This window comes from Bradyrhizobium sp. USDA3010, assembly GCF_056429065.1.
Genome location: NZ_JBWJZD010000029.1, coordinates 1 through 22,582 on the forward strand (window position 1 = coordinate 1; position 22,582 = coordinate 22,582).

Consider the following 22,582-nt stretch of genomic DNA (forward strand, 5'->3'; position numbering starts at 1 on the left):
CTCAGCGCCTCAACGATACCCCACGCAAATGCCTGGACTTCAAGACACCCGCCGAGGCATTCTCCAAGCTCAAATCAATCGTTGCACTTCAAACGTGACTCCATCTCCCTGCTTTCGCAGGGACGACGGTGGTGGATGCGCCGTGCAGCCTGCGCCTCGACGACGGCGGCCCCTACTGCCGCCCCAGCTGCGTCGCCTTCTCCACGCGGTCGAACCGCTCCAGCGTCAGAATCGCGTCAGCGAGCTGGTCGGCGCGGTTGTCGAGCACCGGGCGGGCCAGCGTCAGGAACTTCTGCTGCATCGCTTGCGCGTCGGGGAACGAGGTCGGTTCGCCGGAGGGATCGGCATAGAGGCGCTCATGGGTGCCGTCATCGGTGGTGATCGAGACGCGGGCGCCGAACGGATGGGTGCGGCCGACCTCGAGGCGGTCGTCCTGCACCACGTCGAACTTGTCGGCGAGCGCGTCGATCGCCGCATCGCCGAGCCGGTCGTAATCGTCCCAGCCGAAATGGCCCTGGTCGAGCGCGATCGCGCCGGTGAAGAACATCGAGAACTGGCCGCCGACCACCGAGGTCGGGTGGCGCTTGGTGGCGGCGTCGCCGGTCAGCGTGATACCGTTGCGGTGCAGGCCGATCTCGACCTTCCTGATCTGGTCCGGCGTCAGATTGTGCTCGCGCCGCATCGCGATCAGCGCGTCGATCGCGGCATGGGTGTAGCGGCAGCTCGGATACGGCTTCACGCCGATCTTCAAGGTCTCATAGGTGCTGCCGAGGCCGGCCACCGCCTTGTCCGGATGCGCGTCATCGGTATAGCCGACCAGCAGGCCATGCTTGCCTTCGACCGACTCGCTCGAGCCGATGAAGTCGTTGCGCGCCAAGGTCGCTGCGATCACGCCGTTCATCGCGGCGGCACCGACCTGGTAGCGCTTGTTCCAGGCGCCGTTGACCAGGAATTGCAGCGAGCCCGCGGCCTGGCTACCGGAGACGCCGAACGCGGAGACGATCTGCTCCTTCGACAGCCCGAACAGTTTTGCCGCCGCCGCGGCCGCGCCGTAGGTGCCGGCCGTCGCGGTTGGGTGGAAGCCCTTGGCATAATGCGAGGTCGGGTCGAGCGCGTTGCCGAGCCGGCAGCACACCTCATAGCCGGCGACGATCGCGGTCAGCACGTCGCGGCCGGACGCGCCGACCATCTCGCCGATCGCGAACGCGGCAGGCACCACGGGTGCGCTCGGATGGAGCGAGGAATCGGCGTGGGTGTCGTCGAAGTCGAGCGAATGGCCGAGCGCGCCGTTGAGCAGCGCCGCCACCGCCGGCGTCCAGGTCTTGGTGTCGCCGAACACTGTGGCCTCGCCCTTGCCGTCCAGCGCCAGTGCCGCCAGCATCTTCATCAGCGACGGCGTCGATTCCGCATCGCGGCGGGCGCGGATGGTGCTGCCCAGGAAATCCAGCGTCAAAACCTTCGCGCGCTCCAGCACTTCCGGCGGGATATCGGAGTATTTCAGGTCGGCGACGTAGGCGGCGAGCGTTGCGGTTTCGTGGGCCATCGTGTTTCCTCAATCTTGCGGCGCAGGGTAGGCGGGCGGGTTTGGCCTTTCAAGCCACCTTGCCGCCGCGGGCAGCAGCCATGCTCGACGTCCTTTAACATAGGCCTTTCCATTGATTGCGGATCAGGGTGCATGAGGACCTTCGCAAAACGCATGTTCGACAGGCTTTGGACCCGCAAGACGCAGCTCGCGCTGGCGGTCCGGATCGCGTCCGCGGGCGTCGCGGCCTATACCATCGCGGTCGCGATGCACCTTATGCTGCCGCTGTGGGCGGTGCTGACCTCGCTGATCGTGACCCAGATGAGCGTCGGCCGCTCGCTGAAGGCGACCCGCGACTACATGCTCGGCACCATCGGCGGCGCCATCTATGGCGGCGCGATCGCGGTGCTGATCCCGCATTCCGGCGAGGGCAGCCTGCTGGCGCTGCTGGTGCTGGCGATCGTGCCGCTGGCATTCATCGCCGCGCTCAATCCGAGCCTGAACTCGGCGACGGTGACGGCGGTGATCGTGCTACTGCTGCCGACGATGCATCACTCCAATCCGCTGGACTCCGCGATCGACCGCGTGCTCGAGGTCACGGTCGGTGCGCTGACTGGCCTTGTGATCTCGTTCCTGGTGCTGCCGTCGCGCGCGGTCAGCCAGATCAGGGTCAATGCGTCGAAGCTGCTGGAACTGCTCTCGGCGGCGTTCGCCGAATTGCTCGCCGGCCTGACCCGCGGGCTCGACAACGACGCACTGCACCGGATCCAGGACGGCATCGGCAGCGCGGTGACCAATTTGCACGCGACCGGCCTCGAGGCCGAGCGCGAACGCACGATGCATCTGTCGTCCGGGCCGGACACCGGACCGCTGTTGCGGACGATCCAGCGGCTGCGGCACGACGTCGTGATGATCGGGCGCGCCTGCGTGGTGCCGCTGCCGGCCGATATCCAGGCCAGGCTGGCGCGGCCATTGGCCGACGTCAGCAATGCCATTGTGACTTATATGGTGGCGGTCGCTACCGCCCTGCGCGCCGGCAGCGGCCCGGCCGACATGACGCCGGTCGATGCCGCGCTGCATGCCTACAGCGAGGAGGTGGCCGCGGTGCGCAGCGAGGGCCTGACTCGCGGCCTTCCGGTCGATGCCATGGAGCGGTTCTTCGCGCTTGGATTTTCGCTCGACCAGATGCGGCAGAATCTGAGCGACCTCAAGCGCTGCCACGGCAATTGGTGCACGAACGAGGATGCTTCCGAGAAGATCGTTGCCGAAACTTCGGAGAAGAGCGCGGCATGACCTTTGGCTATGCCATGCGGCGCGTCAGGCCCTTGCCCTCCATGCGCCAGATCAGGAGATCGATGCGGTCCTGACCGAAGAACGGTTCGCCCTCGAATACGAAGGTAGGCACGCCCCAATGGCCGGAGGCCGCGTGCGCCTCCTCGTTGCCCTTGATGACTGCTTCATAGCGATCGGGGTCGGCGGCGATCGCCGCATCCATCGCAGCGAGATCGAATCCGGCGGCATCGGCTGCTCGTGCCAGATGATCGCCCTCGTTCCAGCCCTTCACCGAGCCGTCCCACAGCACGCGGCTGATCGCGAAGGTAAAGGCAAGCGACCGCCCCTCGAGCTGTGCGGCAGCGCCGAGCCGGGTCAGGCGGTGGATGTAGGGCTGATGCGCGGCGACGTCGAGCGTCGTCATGTCCTGCACGATCGGGTCCGGACGCGGAAAGCGGAACGGGATGTTCTCGTGCTTGGCTACACGGCTGGAATCGAGCACGACATAGCGGGCGAATTGCGGATTGGTCTTCTTGAAGAAGCCCGGCACGCGCACCGCGAGCGGATAGACCGGCCGCAAATTCACCGCGACATCGTAGTCGGCGGCCATCTTCAAAGTCTTCGGCAGCGCCAGATAGCTGTACGGACTGCGGAACGAGAAGAACAGATCGACCGACAAGGTCATGCGCTAGCCTCCGTTCGGTGTGACCTCGTCGACCTCATGCCGCCAGTCTGCGTGCCAGCAGGCGGAAACGCAAGATCAGGAGGGTCGCGTAGACCGCAGTCCCGAGCGACAATCCGATCCAGACGCCGGGCGCCTTGAGCCCGACCCAGAAGGCGAGCGCGTAGGCGGACGCGAACCCGATCAGCCAGTAGCTGATGGTCGCGAACAGCAGCGGCACCTGGGTGTCGTGCATGCCACGCAGCGCGCCGGCGGTGGTGGTCTGCACGCCATCGGCGATGAAGAACGTCGCGCCGATCAGGAGCAGCATCGCGGTGAGCTGCGCGGTGGCGTCGGAAGCTTCACCGAGGAACAGGGCCGCGATCTCGAAGCGCGCGAGGATCACCGCGAGCGTCATGATGCTCATGAACACGCCGGAGAGCGCGACCGCGACAAAGCCGGCCCGCTGCACCGCGTCGGTGTCACGGCGGCCGACGGCCTGGCCGACCCGCACGGTGGCGGCCATGCTGATGCCGAACGGCACCATGAACAGGATCGCCGCGATCTGCAGCGCGATCTGGTGCGCCGCCAGCGCCGTGGTGCTGATCAGCCCCATCAGCAGGCCGGCCGCGCCGAACAGGCCGTATTCCAGCAGGAAGGCGATCGAGATAGGCGCGCCGATGGCGACAAGCCTGCCCAACAACGGCCAGTCGATGCGCCAGACGCGGCTGAATACATGGTACTTGCGGAACGGGCGGCGCCGCGCCGCGAACCACACCCCGGCGAGGAAAGTGCCGAGATTGACGATCGTGGTCGCAAGCCCGGCGCCGAACATGCCGAGTTCGGGCATGCCCCATTTGCCGTAGAGCAACAGGTAGACCATCAGCGCATTGGCGGGGATCGCCGCGAGCGTGATCCACAGCACCGGCTCCGGCCGGTTCACCGCGCTCATGAAGCCGCGGATCGCGATGAACCACAGCGCCGGCAGGATGCCCCAGGCAAGCCCGAACAGATATTGCTGCGCCAGGTGCGCGGTGGCCTGGGTCTGGCCGAGCGCGAGCAGGATGCGCTCGCCCTGGAACGGCAGTGCCATCAGCGGCAGCACCATGAAGAAGGCGGCCCACAACCCGACGCGCAGCGAACGCCGCATCACGCGTGGATTGCGGGCGCCGAACGCCTGCGCGGCCAGCGGCGAGACCGCCGCCATCATGCCCATGCCGATGGTGAAGCTGACGAAATACACGGTATGCGCCAGCGCCGCCGCGGCGACGTTCTCGCTGCCGAGCCGGCCGATGAAGGCGAGATCGGTCGTCATCATCGCGATCTGCCCGAGCTGCGTCAGCGCAAGCGGCACCGAGAGCTTCAGCGTTTCCGCGAGCTCGGCCGTGAGCAGCTTGCGAGAGGGGACGACGGCCGCGCGCGACGCGGCCGGGTCGATCTTGTCGATGCAGGTCATGACGGCCCGCTTAGCACGGCAAACCGGCCGGAAGGATGGCCAAACTGCCCAAACGCGACGATCTCACGCAGAGATCATCGTGTCCCAACTTGTCGTTTGAAGGCCAGCGGCTCGCCCTTCGTCGCGGCTTCGGCGAGCGGGCTGTTCGCCGCGTCGATCGCGAGCATGATCCGACCGGGAGGCCGCTTCACACCTTTCCGGATCAAGCCTGGATCACGATCGCGCGGGTATCCGCTTGATCTTGGCGCCGAGAGCGTTGAGCCGTTCGTCGATCCGCTCATAGCCGCGCTCGATCTGGTCGGCATTGTTGATGGTGGAGGTGCCGTTGGCGCACACCGCGGCCAGCAGCATCGCCATACCGGCGCGGATGTCGGGCGAGTTCATCGGCGCGCCGCGCAGCCGGCTCGGACCGGCCACGATCGCGCGGTGCGGGTCGCACAACACGATCCGACCACCCATCGCGATCAGATTGTCGACGAAGAACATCCGCGATTCGAACATCTTCTCGTGCATCAGGATGACGCCGTCGCACTGCGTCGCGGTGACGATCGCGATCGACATCAGGTCGGCCGGGAAGGCCGGCCAGGGCTGGTCCTCGAGCTTCGGCACGTGGCCGCCGAAATCGTCCTGGATCTTCATGGTCTGGTTCGACGGCACGACAAGGTCGTCGCCCTCGATGCCGCAGACGATGCCGAGCCGTTCAAAGCCCATCCGGATCGAGCGCAGATGCTCGACGCCGGCGCGCGCGATGCGCAGCGGGGAGCGGGTGACCGCGGCAAGGCCGATCAGCGATCCGACCTCGATATGGTCCGGCTGGATCGCGTAGGTCGTGCCGCCGAGCGTCGCCTGGCCGTGCACGGTGATGGTGTTGGTACCGATGCCTTCGATCTTCGCGCCAAGCGCGACCAGGAAATTGGCGAGATCCTGCACATGCGGCTCGGAGGCCGCGTTGCGCAGATAGGTGGTGCCGCGGGCGGCGACGGCGGCGACCAGCGCGTTCTCCGTCGCGGTGACGCTGGGCTCGTCGAGGAACACATCGGCGCCCTTCAGGCGCGCGGCGCGGAATTCCAGCCGGTGCGTCGCGGTGACCGTGGCGCCGAGCTGTTCGAAGGCCAAAAAGTGCGTGTCGAGGCGGCGGCGGCCGATCACGTCGCCGCCGGGCGGCGGCAACGCGACCTCGCCGCAGCGGGCGAGCAGCGGACCTGCCAGCAGGATCGAGGCGCGGATCCGCGCGCACAGAGCCGGATCGAGATCGGCGGCGCGGATCTCCTTGGCATGGATCTGCAGCGTGTTGCGCTCGGTCCATTCGGCGTTGGCGCCGACCGAGCGGCATAGCTCGACCAGCGTTTCGGTGTCGCGAATGCGCGGCACGTTGGTCAGCGTGACCGGATGCTCGGTGAGCAGGGCAGCTGCGATGATCGGCAGCGCGGAGTTCTTGTTGCCCGACGGCTCGATGGTGCCCGAAAGGCGGCGGCCGCCTTCGACGATGTATTGGATCGGCGGCACGCGGAATGTCCCCTAACGCATCATCCAGACTTGGATTCGAATTGGGCCACGCGAAATTCCGTAACGGAATCAATGGCTGTCCGGCACCGTAACACAACTCCCGGCGCAGCTTCCACACGAAAGGTAGCCGCGCGACGGTGCGGAGCGCGCGGTCACAGACACGTCATCTTGGCCGAACCGTCGCGTCGGAAGCGCATGTCCGCCTGGCCGCCGGGAGCAGGTCCCTAGATGTCGATGGTAGCGCTGAGCGAGTTTTCCTGGATGAAGTCGCGGCGCGGTTCGACGACGTCGCCCATCAGCTTGGTGAAGATATCGTCGGCCTCGTCGACCTCCTTGATCTTCACCTGGAGCAGCGAGCGCGCCTCGGTGTCCAGCGTGGTCTCCCACAGCTGCTCCGGGTTCATCTCGCCGAGACCTTTGTAGCGCTGCAGCGAGACGCCCTTGCGAGCGGCATCGGTCACGGCCTCGAACAGGTCGATCGGGCCGTGGATGGTCTGCTCGGCATCCTTGCGCCGGAGCTTGCCCGCCCGCACGTAGATCTCCTGCAGCCTGGTCGCATACTCGTCGAGCTTGCGTGCATCGGCCGAGCCGAGAAACGCGTCGTCGATCACGGCCACTTCCTTGACGCCGCGCACGGTGCGCTCGAACTGGAAGCCCTGGCCTTCAGTGAAGGTGCCGATCCAGCCGCGCTCCACTTCGTCGGCGACTGCGTCCAGCCGCTTGGCGATGTAATCAGCCGCGGAGTTGGCGGTCGCGATATCGCTGGTGATTCTCGGGGTCAGCACGCCGGCGATCGCGGCCTGCTCGATCACCGCGCGATTGTAGCGGCTGTGAAGGTTGCGCAGCACGGAGCGGATCGTCCGGGCGTCTTCGACCAGCGACAGCAGGTCACGGCCCGAGCGGTCTTCGCCGGAGGCCGGCTTGAAGACGCATTCGTCGAGCCCGGTCGAGATCAGGTAATCCTCGAGCGCGCGCTCGTCCTTCAGATATTGCTCGGACTTGCCGCGCGAGACCTTATAGAGCGGCGGCTGGGCGATATAGAGAAAGCCGCCATCGATGATCGGGCGCATTTGGCGATAGAAGAAGGTCAACAGCAGCGTGCGGATATGGGCGCCGTCGACGTCGGCGTCGGTCATCACGATGATCTTGTGATAGCGCAGCTTGTCGACCGAGAAATCGTCGCTGATGCCGGTGCCGAGCGCGGTGATCAGCGTGCCGATCTGCTCCGACGACAGCATCTTGTCGGGGCGCACGCGCTCGACATTGAGGATCTTGCCGCGCAGCGGCAGCACCGCCTGGAATTCGCGGTTGCGGCCCTGCTTGGCGCTGCCGCCTGCCGAGTCGCCCTCGACGATGAACAGTTCGGACTTCGCCGGATCCTTCTCCTGGCAGTCGGCGAGCTTGCCGGGCAGCGAAGAGACGCTGAGCGGATTCTTGCGGGTCAGCTCGCGTGCCTTGCGCGCAGCCTCGCGAGCTGCGGCGGCCTGGATCACCTTGCCGACGATTTCCTTGGCTTCCTTCGGATTCTCCTCGAACCAGGCCGCCAGCGCCTCGTTCAGGACGTTCTCGACCACCGGTCGAACCTCCGAGGACACCAGCTTGTCCTTGGTCTGCGACGAGAATTTCGGATCGGGCACCTTCACCGACAGCACCGCGGTGAGGCCTTCGCGGCAATCGTCGCCGGTCAGCGCGATCTTTTCCTTCTTCGCATTGGCCTCGGCATAGCCGTTGACCTGGCGCGTCAGCGCGCCGCGGAACCCGGCCAGATGGGTGCCGCCGTCGCGCTGCGGGATGTTGTTGGTGAAGCACAGCACGTTCTCGTGGTAGCTGTCGTTCCACCACAGCGCGGCTTCGACGCCGATGCCGTTGGCTTCCGCACGCACCATGATCGGCGCCGGCACGATCGCCTTCTTGTTGCGGTCGAGATATTTGACGAATTCCTCGACGCCGCCGGAATAGTGCATCTCCTCGCGCTTCTCGACCGCGTGGCGCATGTCGGACAGCACGATGTGGACGCCGGAATTGAGGAAGGCCAGCTCGCGCAGCCGGTGCTCGAGCGTCGCGAAATCATATTCGATGTTCTTGAAGGTCTCGGGCGAGGCGAGGAAGGTGACCTCGGTGCCGCGTTTGCCCGGAGCATCGCCGACCACCTTGAGCGGCGCGACGGCATCGCCGTGCGCGAATTCGATGTAGTGCTCCTTGTCGTCGCGCCAGATCCGCAAGCCCAGCTTGCTGGACAGCGCGTTGACGACGGAGACGCCGACGCCGTGCAGACCGCCGGAGACCTTGTAGGAGTTCTGGTCGAACTTTCCGCCGGCGTGGAGCTGGGTCATGATGACCTCGGCCGCCGAGACGCCTTCGCCCTTGTGGATGCCGACCGGAATGCCGCGGCCGTCGTCGTACACGGTGACGGAATTGTCGGCGTTGAGGGTGACCAGGACGCGGCTCGCATGGCCCGCCAGCGCCTCGTCGATCGCGTTGTCGACGACCTCGTAGACCATGTGGTGCAGGCCGGAACCATCGTCGGTGTCGCCGATATACATGCCGGGCCGCTTGCGGACGGCGTCGAGGCCCTTCAGCACCCGGATCGATTCCGCACCATATTCAGCCGGAATGGGATGCTCAGAGTCGGCAGGGGTCTGCCGGGCAGGTTCAGTCATGTGAGGCCTTCGAGGATGTCCCGAATCAGCTGCACAAAATGAGGCGCTGATTCCGCTATTTGTGCCATGAAAGAGCAGTTGCGCCTAGCGCAAAGTCTCTGTCTACAAACTATTGAATAAATAGGATTTTTTCGGCCTGTTTCAAGGCTCTCAAAGGCCGATTCCGGAGGCTCTGAAAAGCCCGATTCGAAGACAGATTCGAGCTCCTCTCGGAGGCGATTCCGCGCGCTTAGCCGCGCCGTGTGGCGCGGCCGGATTCGACGTCGAAAATCTCTCCCGTTGGGCCGATATCGACGAAGGCGGCAGGGTCGGCGCCGGTCATCCAGACCTGTGCGCCGAGCTTTGCGAGCTCCCCGAACAGCGCCTTGCGCCTATTGGGATCGAGATGGGCGACGACCTCGTCGAGCAGCAGCAGCGGCACGATGCCGGTCATCTCCGCGACCATCGTGGCATGCGCCAGCACCAGCCCGATCAAGAGCGCCTTCTGCTCGCCGGTCGAGGCGTCGCGCGCCGGCATGCTCTTCGGCGCATAGATCACCTGCAGATCGGTCAGATGCGGGCCGTCGAGCGTGCGCCCGGCGGCGGCGTCGCGCGGACGGCTGGCGCGCAGGATCTCGCGGTAGCGGTCCTCCACCGCGGTCGCAGGCTCCTGCAGCAGCGCGTTCTCCATCCAGCCGTCGAGCATGATCTCGGCGGACGGGAAGGCCGAGGCGGTGCCGCGCTCATGCAGCATCGTGGCGAGCTTGGCGGCGGTCTGGCCGCGCGATGCGGCGACCGCGACCGCAAGCTCCGCGGTCTCGCGCTCGATCGCATCACACCAATGGTCGTCGTAGTTGCGCACCTCGAGCAGCCGGTTGCGCGAGCGCAGCGAGCGCTCCAGCGCCGAGACCCGGCTGGAGTGTTCGGAATCGATCGCCAGCACCAGGCGGTCGAAGAAGCGCCGCCGCTCGGAGCCGGCGCCCATGAACAGGCCGTCCATCGCCGGCGTCAGCCACACCATGCGCAGGTGGTCACCGAACGCGGTCGCGGACCCCACCGGCTCGCGATCGATGCGGCAGCGCCTTGCGTTGCTCGCCTCGCCGGTCGGGGGATCGATGCCGGTGCCGAGCGTGGCGAGGCCGAACGCGCCCTCGACTTCGGCCGAGACCGCCCAGGAGCCGTCGCCCTGATTGTCGGCGATGTCCTCCAAGGTCGCGCGGCGCAGCCCGCGGCCCGGCGACAGGAACGAGACCGCCTCCATGCAATTGGTCTTGCCGGCGCCGTTCGGCCCGACCAGCACCACCATGTCGCCCGCGACCTGCAGCGTCGCCGTCCGGTAATTCCGGAAATGCGTCAGCGACAGGCGATGAATGCGGGACGGGGTCATCTCAGCTCGTCATTGCCGGGCAGTCGTACCCAGCCACGACGCAATCTAGTCCTGATGCGCGCCAAGAGAAGTGCGTCACACCCGCATCGGCATCAGCACGTAGAGCGCGCCCTTGCTGTCGCGGTCCTGCACCAGGGTCGGGGAGCCGGGATCGGCGAGCTTCAGCACCGCGACCTCGCCCTCGATCTGGGCGGCAATGTCGAGCAGATAGCGCGAGTTGAAACCGATATCGAGCGCGTCCGAGGCGTACTCGACCTCGAGCTCTTCGGTGGCGCTGCCGGAATCCGGGTTGGTGACCGAGAGCACCAGCTTGCCGGGGGACAAAGCCAGCTTCACCGCGCGGCCGCGTTCGCTGGAAATGGTCGAGACGCGATCGACGGCGGCCTCGAAATCCTTCTTGTCGACCACCAGTTCCTTGTCGTTGTTCTGCGGAATGACGCGGCCATAGTCCGGGAAGGTGCCGTCGATCAGCTTCGAGGTCAGCACCACATTGCCGAGCGTGAAACGGATCTTGCCATCCGACAGCTCGATCGAGATCTCGGCGTCGTCGCCCTCGATCAGCCGCTGCACCTCGCCGACCGTCTTGCGCGGGACGATCACGCCGGGCATGCCGGTCGCGCCCTTGGGCAGCGGGAGGTCGATCTGGGCCAGGCGGTGGCCGTCGGTCGCAACGCCGCGCAGGGTCGCCACCTTGGCGCTGCCGGCGGCGTGCAGATAGATGCCGTTGAGGTAATAGCGGGTCTCCTCGGTCGAGATCGCAAACTGGGTGCGGTCGATCAGCCGCTTGATGTCGGACGCCGGCAGCGAGAACGAATGCGTCATGTCGCCGGCGGCAAGGCCCGGGAAATCGCTTTCGGGCAGCGTCTGCAGCGTGAAGCGCGAGCGGCCGGCGCGCACCGCGAGCACCGAGCGGTCGCCGTCGGCCTCCAGCACGATCTGCGAACCGTCGGGCAGCTTGCGGACGATGTCGTAGAACATGTGCGCCGGCACCGTGGTCGAGCCGGCGGTTCCGGTCTCGGCGGCCAAGGTCTCCGTCACCTCGAGATCGAGGTCGGTTGCCTTCAGGGACAATTTGGCGCCCTCGGCGCGGATCAACACGTTGCCGAGGATCGGGATGGTGTTGCGGCGCTCGACCACGCGGTGAACGTGACCCAGCGATTTCAGGAGTTGCGCGCGCTCGACGGTGACCTTCATTGCAATACCCGCCAGATCCCTCAGATGGAAAAGCCGGGCGGCCGTTCAGGGCAGCACCGCGGCATTGGAAACCCGATAAGCCGGATCAATACCGGATTTGATCAAACCCACGGGGGGACCGCAAGGTGGCGCGGATGGGCGGCCGGTGCAAGGGATACGGGCGCGAAACGGGCCCCGTTCCCCACGTTTTGGGCCGGAAAAAAGTTTAGCCCTCCCCTCTTGATGAAGGGGAGGGCTATGGAACGAGCCAGCCAAATGAGGCGGCCTTATTCCTCCAGTCTTATTCCTGCAATTGCCGCTTCAGCGATTCGACTTCCTCCGACAGCGCCGTGTCCTTGGCGACCAGTGCCTCAATCTTGCGCACCGCGTGCAACACCGTGGTGTGGTCGCGGCCGCCGAAGCGCCGGCCGATCTCCGGCAGCGAACGCAGGGTCAGCGTCTTGGCTAGATACATCGCAACCTGGCGCGGGCGCACCACGTTGGCGGTGCGACGGGACGACAAGAGGTCGGAACGGCTGACATTGTACTGCCGGGCGACCACGCGCTGGATGTCCTCGATCTTGATCCGCTTCGGCTCCTGCGGGCGAATCAGGTCGCGCACCTCGCGCTCGGCCATCTCCAGCGTCACCGGCTGGTTGTTGAGCTTGGAGTGCGCCAAGAGGCGGTTGATCGCGCCTTCGAGGTCGCGGCCGTTGTGGGTGATGGTGCGCGCCAGATAGTCCAGCACTTCCTCCGGCACATCGAAGGTCGCATGGTGGGCGCGGGCCGCGGCGACGCGCGACTTGAGGATGCCAAGCCGCAGTTCCTCGCCGAGCGAGCCCATCTCGACCACCAGACCACCGGCGAGCCGCGAGCGCACGCGGTCGTCGAGGCTTTCGAGGTCGGACGGCGGACGGTCGGCGGCGATCACGACCTGGCGGCCGGCGTCGATCAGCGCGTTCAGCGTGTGGCAGAACTCGGCCTGCGTCGACTTGCCCTGCAGGAACTGCAGATCGTCGATGACCAGCACGTCGATGCCGCGCAGCGCCTCCTTGAACGCCAGCGCCGTCTGCGTCTTCAGCGCCGCGACGAAGCCGTACATGAACTTCTCGGCGGTGAGATACAGCACCTTGCGCTCGCCGCCGGAATTGCCGGCCCAGGTCACCGCTTGCAGCAGGTGCGTCTTGCCGAGGCCGACGCCGGCATGGATGTAGAGCGGGTTGAACATCACGGGATCGCCGCGGCGACCTTCCGCGACCTGGCGCGCAGCCGCATGGGCCAGCGTGTTCGAACGGCCGACGACGAAGCTTGCAAAGGTCAGGCGCGGATCGAGCGGCGAGCCGCCGAGCGCATCATGGCTGGCGGACACCGGCGCCGTCGCGAACGAGCGCAGTTCAGGCGCAGGACGACCGTCATTGCGCTCGACACGGCGCACTTCGGCCGGCGCAGCCGCTTCCTTCACAGGGGCCATCGCACGGATCGCCGAGCGCACGGTGAGGTCGATGCGATGCACTTCGGGCATCTCGGCCTGCCAGCAGGAGAGCACGCGTTCGGCGTAATGCGCCTGGATCCAGCTCTTGAGGAACCGGGTCGGAACCGATAGATGCACGCTCTCATCGTGCACGCTCTCGAGATCCATCCGTGCGAACCAGCTCGTGTAGACGTCCTCGCCAACGCTCGTCCGCAAACGTCCCTTTACCCGCGACCAGCGATCCTGTTCCGTGTTCGTCATTGCCTTCGTACTTTTCCAAAACTGAGAGATGATGATTGCGAAAGCGCCGTGCAGGGGTCCTGCCACGACGCGACCTCTAGCGGGCGCGATCTGCTCCGGACAAATCTCTCCCGTGTGGCGGCCAAGCGCCACGCGACAGGTCAGCTGTTTGGAGAAGATGCGTCCCGCGAGGTCAGCGCGTACTCGACGGTCTCTGCGGGTTAGAGCCAGCGTCCGAGGGGTTGATTACGGCACCACAGGAAATCTGCACTTGGGCTGTCGTTGGTTCGACTGCAGTGATGATACCGTAAGGCATAAGTCCTCCCCCTCCCGCCGCGACGTATCGCGGCAAGTTGCCAGCTTGCTCGTGTCTTCAAAATCGAACTGCCGCTACCGAACACCGAGATGCCCGGCGCTTCGCCGCCGCGTGTCGTCGTCAACCCGTTCGCTCGCGCCGCGTTCCCGTTGCCAGATTCCGACTGACGCCTGGTCTCTCTTGTTCGATCCCCCAAATCGTCGGGGGCACCGCCGGAGATATTTTGACACAGGTCGACCGTCCTCATATCGCTATGAGCCGTCAATCTAGCTTCGCTTGGAAAGCGTCGCTAACGCGCACACCGCCGCCGATTTGCACGTCCGCCCTTGGGTCTCAAACCGCGCTGATCTGGAGATCCGTGGGCGTCGCGAACAAGAAATAAATACACCAAGCGCATTTCCTGACAATCCGTGGATTCGACGGGGGTCGAGACTCTTGGCGACTGTTGCGGTGTTGCCGACGCTGAGTTGCGAAAGCAAGGTTTTGAATCAGCGCACAGATTCACGCGTGTCACAAACGACGGTGCAATACCAAAAATTTTTCATAGAAAATTTACATTTGGTCTCGCGCCGGTCATTTTTCCAATCGCTGTTCAGCGCTATGTGCATAAGTAATTCGCGAGACGTCATTTTTCGCGATTACTTTTGCAGGGTAACCCCGCTGCGCAATTTTCAACGCGAGATGTTCGCGCGCTATTCCATCTATCTAGCTTAGCGCAGAACAATCTGTGCGCGAGTGCGGCGCGTTAAGCATATTGTGCCGGTAGAACTACGGACGCGACGAAACATGGCACGCAGTTCGTTGCGCGGCAACGCCGACTCTTCTCGCGCTATGAAACTTCCACGACAAAATGCGAGACCAAAACAAAAAGCCCGGCGCGAGCCGGGCTTCGTGACAAATGTGTTCTTCGGTCAGCTCACGGGGCGAGCTGTACTCGCTGAGCTTACTTGGCGAGCTTGGCGATGCTCTGCGTGAGGCGCGACACCTTACGGCTCGCGAGGTTCTTGTGAATGATGTTGCGCTGCGCTGCCTTCATCAGTTCGGGCTCGGCCTTGCTCATCGCCTTCAGTGCCGCCTCGCGGTCGCCGCTCTTGATTGCTTCCTCGACGGTGCGCACTGCGCCACGCATCTGCGTGCGGCGCGACTTGTTGACGATGGTGCGGCGGGCAATCTTGCGGGTCGCCTTCTTGGCGGAGGTGGTGTTGGCCATGGTTCTCTAACTGTCCTTCGGCGGTGATCGCTCGGTGGTCGGGCTTGCGCGCACCGGCCGGTTCAAATCTCAACTCTGATGTATTTGTCCAAGGTGTTTTCTTGGGTGTCCTTGAGGCGGCCATGCCAAGGCGCATATTGCTGCCCCCGCATGCGGCACTGTCCAAAGAACAGCGGCGGCAGGATTGCGCCCGCCGCCATCGGCCGGTCTTATAGATGGCGCAGGCTTAACCGTCAACGCTTTCGGGACCGAAAAAGGGCCTGAAATCGGCCTCGCGAGGGCCGGATAAGCCGCTGAAGAGGTTGAATTTCCGGGGGGCGCCCGGTAAGGCCTGTCGACGCGTGGGGCGCGACAGGGAGTTAGGGTGACGCATGATCCGCGGCTTTTTCCGCCTGATCGGCCTTTTGCTGCTGGCCGGCAGTTTCATCTTCATGGTCTATGACGGGGCCCGCTACGTCGCCGACCAGAGCCTGCGGTTCACCCAATTCGGCCAGTTCTGGAACGATATCCATCAGTCGAGCCAGCAGGCGTTCCATGCCTGGGTGGATCGCTTCGCGCCCTGGCTCTGGAACGGCGTGATCCGCGTGCTTCTGGAGCAGCCGGTGTTCGCGGTGCTTGGCATTGCCGGCATCCTGCTGATGATCCTGTTCCGGCCGCGCAAGCCGCTGATCGGCTACGCACGCGACTGAGCTGGCGCTGCAGCCCGCTTGAGCTTCTCCTTGCCGCAGCCGTCAGTAACGGGGCTGCCATCATCCGCGTAAGGACATATATAGGTGACAGCCGGCCCGCAGGCCGTTGCCGCGTCGGCCGATGTCCCGCCCGGAGGTATCCATGTTGTTCATGCGCAAGACCACCGCGTTGCCAAGCGCCGCCGAGGCGCTGCCTGGCCGCACCACGCCGATCCCGACCGCGACCACGCATTTCGTCAATGGCAGCAAATTGACGCCGCCCTATCCGCAAGGCCTCGAGCAGGCCGTGTTCGGCCTCGGCTGCTTCTGGGGCGCGGAGCGGAAGTTCTGGGAACTCGGCGACGGGATCTACACCACCGCGGTCGGCTATGCCGGCGGCCACACGCCGAACCCGACCTATGAAGAGGTGTGCTCGGGACGCACCGGCCACACCGAAGTCGTGCTGGTCGTGTTCGACCCGAAGAAGATCTCCTACGAGAAGCTGCTGAAGACATTCTGGGAGAACCACAACCCGACGCAGGGCATGCGCCAGGGCAACGACATCGGCACGCAGTATCGTTCCGCGATCTACACGTTCAGCGACGCGCAGCACAAAGCCGCCGATGCGTCGCAGGTGATGTATCAGAAGGCGCTCGCCGCCAAGGGCCTCGGCGCGATCACGACGGAAGTGGCACCGGCCGGCGAGTTCTACTTCGCCGAGGACTACCATCAGCAATACCTCGCCAAGAATCCGGCGGGCTATTGCGGGCTTGGCGGCACCGGCGTGTCCTGCCCGATCGGCGTCGGCGTCACCGCCTGATCGCCGCTTCTGTTGAGCATGATCTCCGCGCAAACGCTTTCGCGTTTGTCGCGAGGGAAAACCGGTTCCCACTTTTTTGGATCATGCTCTAAATCGAGGGGGAGGCGGGCTTTCCGTCTCCCCACTCCGGTGCTCGAAAACCCTTTATTAACCATAAGCGGTGCAAGACTGGGCTTGTCTGCCGTTGAGGGATAGGTCCGGTGCCGGTTGCACGCGCGTTACGATTGCCGATCACTGCCGTTGTGGCTGCGCTCGCGCTGTCTGGCTGCATGAGCACGTCCGGTCCAGTCGCCGTCGGCCCGCAAGGTGTCGATGCCGTCACCTATGGACCGGCTTACGCATCCGCCCCGGTTGCTGACGTAGGCGGCGGAGGTGCGATCAGCGCACTGCGTTCCGCCTTCGCCAGTGCTTCTCCCGGTTATGGCTATGCCGCGCCGGGTGCCGCCCCGGTGGTTTATGCCGCCGCACCGGGTGGGCCCGCCGGTTACGACAACTCCTATCATCTCGGCCCGGGCGACAAGCTCCGCGTCGTGGTCTACGGTCAGGAAGGCCTGACCAACTCCTACGCGATCGACGCCGCCGGCTCGATCACCGTGCCGCTGATCGGCTCGGTGCCGGCGCGCGGCCGCACGCCGGCCGGGCTCGCCGGTGAAATCTCGGCGCGGCTGCGCAACGGCTTCATCCGCGATCCTTCGGTGGCGGTCGAGATCGAGTCCTACCGGCCGTTCTTCATCCTCGGCGAGGTCCAGGCTCCCGGCCAGTATCCCTACGTGCCGAACATGACCGTCGAGAGCGCGGTCGCGATCGCCGGCGGATTCTCGCCGCGTGCCAAGCGCGACCAGGTCACCCTCACCCATACCGATGCATCCGGCTCCGGCCGCTTCGTGGTGCCGCTGGGCACGCCGATGAGCCCGGGCGATACGGTGTTCGTCGGCGAGCGCTGGTTTTAAAGCAACGTCCCTCCATCAGTCATTCCGAGGCGCGCGAAGCGCGAACCCGGAATCCATCACTCCGCGCGTCTTGCGGCGAAATGGATTCCGGGCCTGCGCCTTGCGGCGCATCCCGGAATGACGAGATGGAAAGAGCTATCGCCGCAAATGCTTCGCGAAAAATTCCATGCTGCGCGGCCAGGCGATGTCGGCGCTCGCCTTGTCGTAGCTGGCGCGCTCGTCGCAATGGAAGCCGTGCTGCGCGCCGGGATAGATGAAGACCTCGACCTCGGGCCGCTTCGACTTGATGGTCTCGACATCGCTCAAGGGAATGCCCGCATCCTTCTCGCCGAAATGCAGTTGCGTCGGCACGGTCGGCTTGTCGTCGGCGAAGCGGATGACGGCGCCGCCGTAATAGCCGATCGCGGCCGATAGCCCGGTCAGCTTGGTGGCGGCCGCATAGGCGATGCTGCCACCGAGGCAGAAGCCGATGATGCCGACCGGCCCGGCCGACTTCACCGCGTCGATCGCTGCCTGGCTGTCGCGCAGCATCGCCGCAAAGTCCGGATTGGCGACGAACTTGCGCGCTTCGGCCACCTCATCGGGGGCGTAGCCGCTCTGGAAGTTCGGCGTGATGCGGTCGAAGATCGACGGCGCAACCGCGACATAGCCTTCCTTCGCCAGCCGGTCGCAAACCGAGCGGATGTGGTGGTTGACGCCAAAGATCTCCTGGATCACCACGATCGCGCCCTTCGGCGCGCCGGCGGGATCGGCGCGATAGGCGCCGAGTTCAAATCCATCAGAAGCCTTCAGTTTGATGTCTTGTCCCATGGTCCATCCTTGTCATGTTGGGGGTTGCATGAAGCTTTCGATGATGAGGTTTAGCGCCACATCCAGTTCTCGCCCCAGTCGGCCTTCCAGCCGGCGAGCCGGCCTTTGCGGAACTGCAGAAAGAGACGGTCATGGTGCGGAAACAGCCCGCTGCCGCCGAGGTCGCGGAAGGTCAGGAATATCTCGTTGCCAGGCCGTCCGCTGACATGGGTGAAGGGGGTGCCGAGCGCACGCTGCGCGTCCGCGACGCCCATGCCGAACACCAGCGGTGTGTTGTTCGACAGCGTCGCGGTGAAAGCCGATGCAGGTCCGCCGAACGGCGGAAGCTTCTCCGCGCTGGCGGCCGTGGCGGCCCCACTCAGCAGCAGGGCGACGACGATCGTCTTCATGGCCTGATCCTTCATTTGGCCTTTCACGCTACGCCGGTTTCGAGGTGATCCAGGAACGGCAGCACGGCGGCGATGAAGGCCTGCGGCTGGTCGATGTTGACGGCGTGGCCGGCGTTCGGAATCACCGCCTTCTGCGCGCCCGGGATCTTCGCCGCCATGTAGTCGGACGCCGCCAGGAACGGCGTGTCGTTGGCCCCGACCACGACCAGCGACGGGACCTTGATCCCGGGCAACGACTCGATCACCCGGGCATCGCGTTGCGCCAGCATGCCGCGCGCGGCATGCGCTAGGCCCCTGGCGTTGCGATGCGTGACCGACGCGCGCTCGGCACTCAGCGACTTCAGCACCTCGAGCCCTTCACGATCGAAGCGGTCGCCAGTGTCGCGGGCGCGCGTGTTCCAGACCTCACGGGCGTCGTCCTTCTTGAATCCCGGGCCGGTGTCGATGATCAATAGCGCGCGCACCCGCTCCGGATGGGCGCGATGAAAGGCGAGCGACATGTAGCCGCCGAGCGACAGGCCGCCGACGATCGCCTTGTCGGCGCCGGCAACATCGAGCAGGGCGGCGATGTCGCCGACCGTCGCCGCTTCACTGTAAGCATCCGGATTGTCGGGATAGTTGGACTGGCCGTGCCCGCGCATGTCCCAGAGAATGAGCTTGTGCCGCTTCGACAGCGCCTCGATCTGGCCGTGCCACATCGCAGAGGTCGACGAATAGCCGTGGGTGAGGATCAGGGGCGGGCCGCTGCCGTGAATCTCGTAATAGATATCGACGCCGCTGCGGTTGAGCTTGGCCATTGACGGGCTCCTTCTGTTGTCGACGTCAGGTCCGGCAGCGCTACCGACCTTGGTAGGATTGATCGATACGGCATCAATACTGGCATTTCAAAAGCTTCATGCCGTTGCCGCATCGCACAACAGGGAGTTTCCGAAATTTATTCCTTTCGAGCAATTCCAAATTGGATTGCCTCCAGCCAGGAACCGGATCATTGTTTCGGCAACTGTCGCTTACCCGGTGGGCGCCAGCCATGACCCAACAGTGAGTTGCCGCCGTAAGCGGCTTCCGACACCGGAAGGGGAGAGAGATGCCAAATCTCAATATCAACGGACGGAATATGTCCGTCGAGGCGGCCAATGACACGCCGCTGCTTTGGGTCATCCGCGAGCAATTGCAGATGACGGGCACCAAATTCGGTTGCGGCGCCGGTCTCTGTGGCGCCTGCACGGTTCACGTCAACGGCGAAGCGGTGCGGTCCTGCCAGACCTCGCTCGCCGACGCCGTCGGCAAGAAGATCACCACCATCGAAGGTCTCTCTGCCAAGGGCGAACATCCCTTGCAGAAGGCCTGGGTCGCCGAGCAGGTGCCGCAATGCGGCTACTGCCAGTCCGGCCAGATCATGCAGGCGGCCGCGCTGCTGTCGAAGAACACCAATCCGACGAAGGAAGAAGTGGTCGCGCATATGGACGGCAATCTCTGCCGTTGCATGACCTATTCACGAATCCAGAAGGCGATCATGCGCGCTGCGTCCGACATGCGCACCGCATCGGCCACCGGATCCGAGCGGAGGGCCACATGAACAAGCACGTGAAAAACCTCGCTCCCGAGACGACCGATCTCAGCCGCCGTTCCTTCCTGGTCGGCACCGCTGCAACCGGTCTCGTGCTCGGCTACGCTGCGTCCGGCATCGATGAGGCGCTTGCGGCGCCCGCGCCCGCCAACTTCGAGCCAAGCGTCTGGTATTCGATCGCGCCCGATGGTCTCGTCACCGTGACCTGCGGCAAGGCCGACATGGGCCAGCATGTCGCCTCGACGATGGCGCAGATCGTGGCCGAAGAGCTCGGCGCGAACTGGAAGGACATGCGGGTCCAGCTCGCCTCCAACGATCCGAAGTTCAACGATCCCGTGCTGGGCGCGCAGATCACCGGCGGCAGCTGGTCGACGATGATGAACTTCGACGCCATGAGCCGCGCCGGCGCTGCCGGCCGCATCGCATTGACCGAGGCGGCGGCGGCCTCGATGGGCGTGCCGGCCAGCGAGCTGGTGGTGCGTGCGTCGACGATCAGCCATCCGAAGTCGAAGAAGTCGATGTCGTTTGCCGAAGTGGTGAAGAGCGGCAAGGCGACCAAGACCTTCACGGCGGATGATCTGAAGGCGATCAAGCTGAAGTCGGCCGACCAGTACACCATGATCGGCGTCTCGGTGCCGCAGCTCGACATCCCGTTGAAGGTCAACGGCACGGCCAAGTACGGCATCGACGTGATGCTGCCGGGCATGGTCTACGGCGCGCTGGTCACCCCGCCAATCCGCTACGGCGCCACCGTGAAGTCGGTGGACGATAGCGCGGCCAAGAAGGTGCCGGGCTTCATCAAGGCCGTCACCCTGGACGACAAGACCACGACCACGACCGGCTGGGTCGTCGCGGTCGCCAACACCTATGCGCAGGCGAAGAAGGCCGCCGAGGCGCTGAAGGTGAGCTATGACGGCGGTCCGAACGCCAAACTGTCGAGCGAATCGCTGTTCGCCGAGGCCAAGCGGCTGCAGGGGCTCAGCGATTCCGGTGAGTTCTTCGTCAAGGACGGCGATCCGAACGCAGCCTTCGGCACGGCGGCCAAGGTGTTGGAGGCGGAATACACCACCAACATCAACATCCACGCGCCGATGGAGCCGATGAACGCCACCGCGGAGTTCAAGGGCGACATCCTGCACATCTATTCCGGCAACCAGTTCGCGACGCGCTCCGGCGCGATCGCCGCCGGCGCCGCCGGGATCGATCCGAAGTTCGTGGTGATGCACCAGATGTGGCTGGGCGGCGGCTTCGGCCGGCGTCTCGACGCCGACATGATGGTGCCCGCGGTGCAGGCGGCAAAGGCCGTCGGCAAGCCGGTCAAGGTCATCTACACGCGCGAGAACGACATGACGATGGATTTCTCGCGTCCGCTGACCTACCAAAAAGTAAAGGCTGGCGTGGACGGCGACGGCAAGCTCGTCGCATTGACCCACGATGTGGTCTCGGCCTGGCCGACCCAGCGTTGGGGCATCCCCGACTTCCTGTCGCCCTCGGTCGACAAGAAGGGACCGCTCGATGCATTCACGGTGAACGGCTCGGACTTCTTCTACACCGTCCCCAACCACTATGTGCGGGCGATCAAGAACGAGATGGCGCACAACGCCACCCCGTCGGGTCAGCTCCGTTCGGTGGCGCCGGGCTGGACGTTCTGGGCGGTCGAAAGCATGGTCGATGAGATCGCGCATGCGACCGGCAAGGACCCGGCCCTGCTTCGCGTCGAGCTGCTCGACGGCAAGGGCAAGAATGACGGCGGCGCGCAGCGTCTCCGTAACACCTTGCTCGCGGCGATGGGTCTCGCCGGCTACGGCACCAAGAAGCTGCCCAAGGGCGAAGGCATGGGCGTTGCCTGCGTATCGTCGCAGGAGCGCGCCACGGCGAGTTGGACCGCCTGCGTCGCCCACGTCGCAGTCGCCCCGTCGGGCGAGGTGACGGTGAAGAAGCTGACGGTTGCGACCGACGTTGGCACGCAAGTGAATCCCGACGGCATCCGGGCCCAGGTCGAGGGCGCGGCGCTGTGGGGCATGTCACTGGCGCTGTTCGAGAAGGCGACGTTGAAGGACGGCGGCATCGAGCAGACCAATTTCGACACCTACACGCCGCTTCGGATGAGCCAGCTGCCGGAAGTCGCGGTCAATGTCATCGCCAATGGCGAGAAGGCGACCGGCGTCGGCGAGCCCGCCGTGACGGTGGTGGCGCCGGCGATCGGCAATGCCGTCTTCAACGCGGTCGGCGCCCGCGTCCGCGGCCTGCCGATCACCGCGGAGGCCGTCAAGGCTGCGATGAAGGCGTAACGGCCTGAACCAATGGGGACGCCGGAGAGCTTGACCGCTCTCCGGCGTTTTTCTTTGCTCCAGGCGTCCGCCGGATGGTGGAGCGCCGACGTCTTTGACACCGCGAAAATTCACGATTCGTCGGCGCTGCGGCCGCCCGCCATCATTTTCTGCCGGCCTGATTCTGCTGGCGGATTCCGCGGTTCCTCAAATTGTATCCATTGCGCTTAACCGCCGTTCAGCATCCCCATTAAG

Annotated in this window: 18 protein-coding genes; 6 read left to right on the forward strand and 12 right to left on the reverse strand. The window is 65.1% G+C overall.

From position 1 onward, the window contains the following. Window positions 1-172 precede the first annotated feature (172 nt). Window positions 173-1,543 (reverse strand): MmgE/PrpD family protein, encoded by a 1,371-nt coding sequence (locus tag AC066Y_RS32325; RefSeq protein ID WP_478277408.1) that lies wholly within the window; start codon window positions 1,541-1,543, stop codon window positions 173-175. Between the two features lie 132 nt (window positions 1,544-1,675). Between AC066Y_RS32325 and AC066Y_RS32330 the strand changes: the two genes are divergently transcribed. Further along, window positions 1,676-2,815, forward strand: coding sequence for an FUSC family protein (locus AC066Y_RS32330; protein ID WP_478277409.1), 1,140 nt, complete (start codon window positions 1,676-1,678; stop codon window positions 2,813-2,815). Between the two features lie 7 nt (window positions 2,816-2,822). Here AC066Y_RS32330 and AC066Y_RS32335 read toward each other — a convergent pair whose 3' ends face one another. The 8 genes from AC066Y_RS32335 to rpsT form a co-directional block, all read right to left on the reverse strand. Next, a complete protein-coding gene (locus tag AC066Y_RS32335) occupies window positions 2,823-3,479 on the reverse strand; it encodes a DsbA family protein (protein WP_478277410.1) in 657 nt (218 codons plus the stop codon). Between the two features lie 34 nt (window positions 3,480-3,513). Next, window positions 3,514-4,911, reverse strand: a complete 1,398-nt coding sequence (locus AC066Y_RS32340) for an MATE family efflux transporter (RefSeq protein WP_478277411.1) — start codon at window positions 4,909-4,911, stop codon at window positions 3,514-3,516. Between the two features lie 213 nt (window positions 4,912-5,124). Next, window positions 5,125-6,417 (reverse strand): UDP-N-acetylglucosamine 1-carboxyvinyltransferase, encoded by a 1,293-nt coding sequence (gene murA, locus AC066Y_RS32345; protein ID WP_478277412.1) that lies wholly within the window; start codon window positions 6,415-6,417, stop codon window positions 5,125-5,127. A gap of 224 nt (window positions 6,418-6,641) precedes the next feature. After that, window positions 6,642-9,077 (reverse strand): DNA topoisomerase (ATP-hydrolyzing) subunit B, encoded by a 2,436-nt coding sequence (gene gyrB, locus AC066Y_RS32350; protein WP_478277413.1) that lies wholly within the window; start codon window positions 9,075-9,077, stop codon window positions 6,642-6,644. 229 nt (window positions 9,078-9,306) lie between these two features. Continuing rightward, window positions 9,307-10,443, reverse strand: a complete 1,137-nt coding sequence (gene recF, locus AC066Y_RS32355) for a DNA replication/repair protein RecF (RefSeq protein WP_478277414.1) — start codon at window positions 10,441-10,443, stop codon at window positions 9,307-9,309. Between the two features lie 75 nt (window positions 10,444-10,518). Next, on the reverse strand, window positions 10,519-11,637 hold the full coding sequence (gene dnaN / locus AC066Y_RS32360; protein ID WP_478277415.1) for a DNA polymerase III subunit beta: 1,119 nt from the start codon (window positions 11,635-11,637) through the stop codon (window positions 10,519-10,521). A 280-nt stretch (window positions 11,638-11,917) separates the two neighbouring features. Continuing rightward, a complete protein-coding gene (dnaA, locus tag AC066Y_RS32365; RefSeq protein WP_212312334.1) occupies window positions 11,918-13,348 on the reverse strand; it encodes a chromosomal replication initiator protein DnaA in 1,431 nt (476 codons plus the stop codon). Between the two features lie 1,238 nt (window positions 13,349-14,586). Continuing rightward, window positions 14,587-14,853 (reverse strand): 30S ribosomal protein S20, encoded by a 267-nt coding sequence (gene rpsT / locus AC066Y_RS32370; protein WP_029079417.1) that lies wholly within the window; start codon window positions 14,851-14,853, stop codon window positions 14,587-14,589. Between the two features lie 371 nt (window positions 14,854-15,224). Between rpsT and AC066Y_RS32375 the strand changes: the two genes are divergently transcribed. The 3 genes from AC066Y_RS32375 to AC066Y_RS32385 all read left to right on the forward strand — a co-directional run bounded on the left by AC066Y_RS32375 (window position 15,225) and on the right by AC066Y_RS32385 (window position 17,291). Beyond that, window positions 15,225-15,542 carry a hypothetical protein gene (locus tag AC066Y_RS32375; RefSeq protein ID WP_092120555.1) on the forward strand — a complete coding sequence of 106 codons (318 nt, stop codon included), beginning with the start codon at window positions 15,225-15,227 and terminating at the stop codon, window positions 15,540-15,542. A gap of 142 nt (window positions 15,543-15,684) precedes the next feature. Further along, window positions 15,685-16,341, forward strand: coding sequence for a peptide-methionine (S)-S-oxide reductase MsrA (gene msrA, locus AC066Y_RS32380; protein ID WP_478277416.1), 657 nt, complete (start codon window positions 15,685-15,687; stop codon window positions 16,339-16,341). 200 nt (window positions 16,342-16,541) lie between these two features. Further along, the gene (locus tag AC066Y_RS32385; RefSeq protein WP_478277417.1) at window positions 16,542-17,291 is read left to right on the forward strand and encodes a polysaccharide biosynthesis/export family protein; all 750 of its coding nucleotides are present in this window, start codon (window positions 16,542-16,544) and stop codon (window positions 17,289-17,291) included. Between the two features lie 135 nt (window positions 17,292-17,426). Here the strand turns inward: AC066Y_RS32385 and AC066Y_RS32390 are convergent, their stop codons facing one another. Genes AC066Y_RS32390 through AC066Y_RS32400 form a run of 3 tightly spaced genes read right to left on the reverse strand, consistent with a single transcriptional unit; the run spans window position 17,427 to window position 19,287 of the window. Further along, the gene (locus AC066Y_RS32390; protein ID WP_478277418.1) at window positions 17,427-18,101 is read right to left on the reverse strand and encodes a dienelactone hydrolase family protein; all 675 of its coding nucleotides are present in this window, start codon (window positions 18,099-18,101) and stop codon (window positions 17,427-17,429) included. A 50-nt stretch (window positions 18,102-18,151) separates the two neighbouring features. Beyond that, the gene (locus tag AC066Y_RS32395) at window positions 18,152-18,490 is read right to left on the reverse strand and encodes a hypothetical protein (protein ID WP_478277419.1); all 339 of its coding nucleotides are present in this window, start codon (window positions 18,488-18,490) and stop codon (window positions 18,152-18,154) included. A 23-nt stretch (window positions 18,491-18,513) separates the two neighbouring features. Further along, complete coding sequence (locus tag AC066Y_RS32400; RefSeq protein WP_478277420.1) at window positions 18,514-19,287, reverse strand: alpha/beta fold hydrolase; 774 nt, start codon at window positions 19,285-19,287, stop codon at window positions 18,514-18,516. A 287-nt stretch (window positions 19,288-19,574) separates the two neighbouring features. On the opposite strand from AC066Y_RS32400, the gene AC066Y_RS32405 reads away from it, so the two are divergent. Then, window positions 19,575-20,066 carry a (2Fe-2S)-binding protein gene (locus AC066Y_RS32405; protein ID WP_176534725.1) on the forward strand — a complete coding sequence of 164 codons (492 nt, stop codon included), beginning with the start codon at window positions 19,575-19,577 and terminating at the stop codon, window positions 20,064-20,066. Further along, the gene (locus AC066Y_RS32410) at window positions 20,063-22,348 is read left to right on the forward strand and encodes a xanthine dehydrogenase family protein molybdopterin-binding subunit (protein ID WP_478277421.1); all 2,286 of its coding nucleotides are present in this window, start codon (window positions 20,063-20,065) and stop codon (window positions 22,346-22,348) included. The genes AC066Y_RS32405 and AC066Y_RS32410 overlap by 4 nt, the downstream gene beginning before the upstream one ends. Window positions 22,349-22,582: the final 234 nt, after the last annotated feature.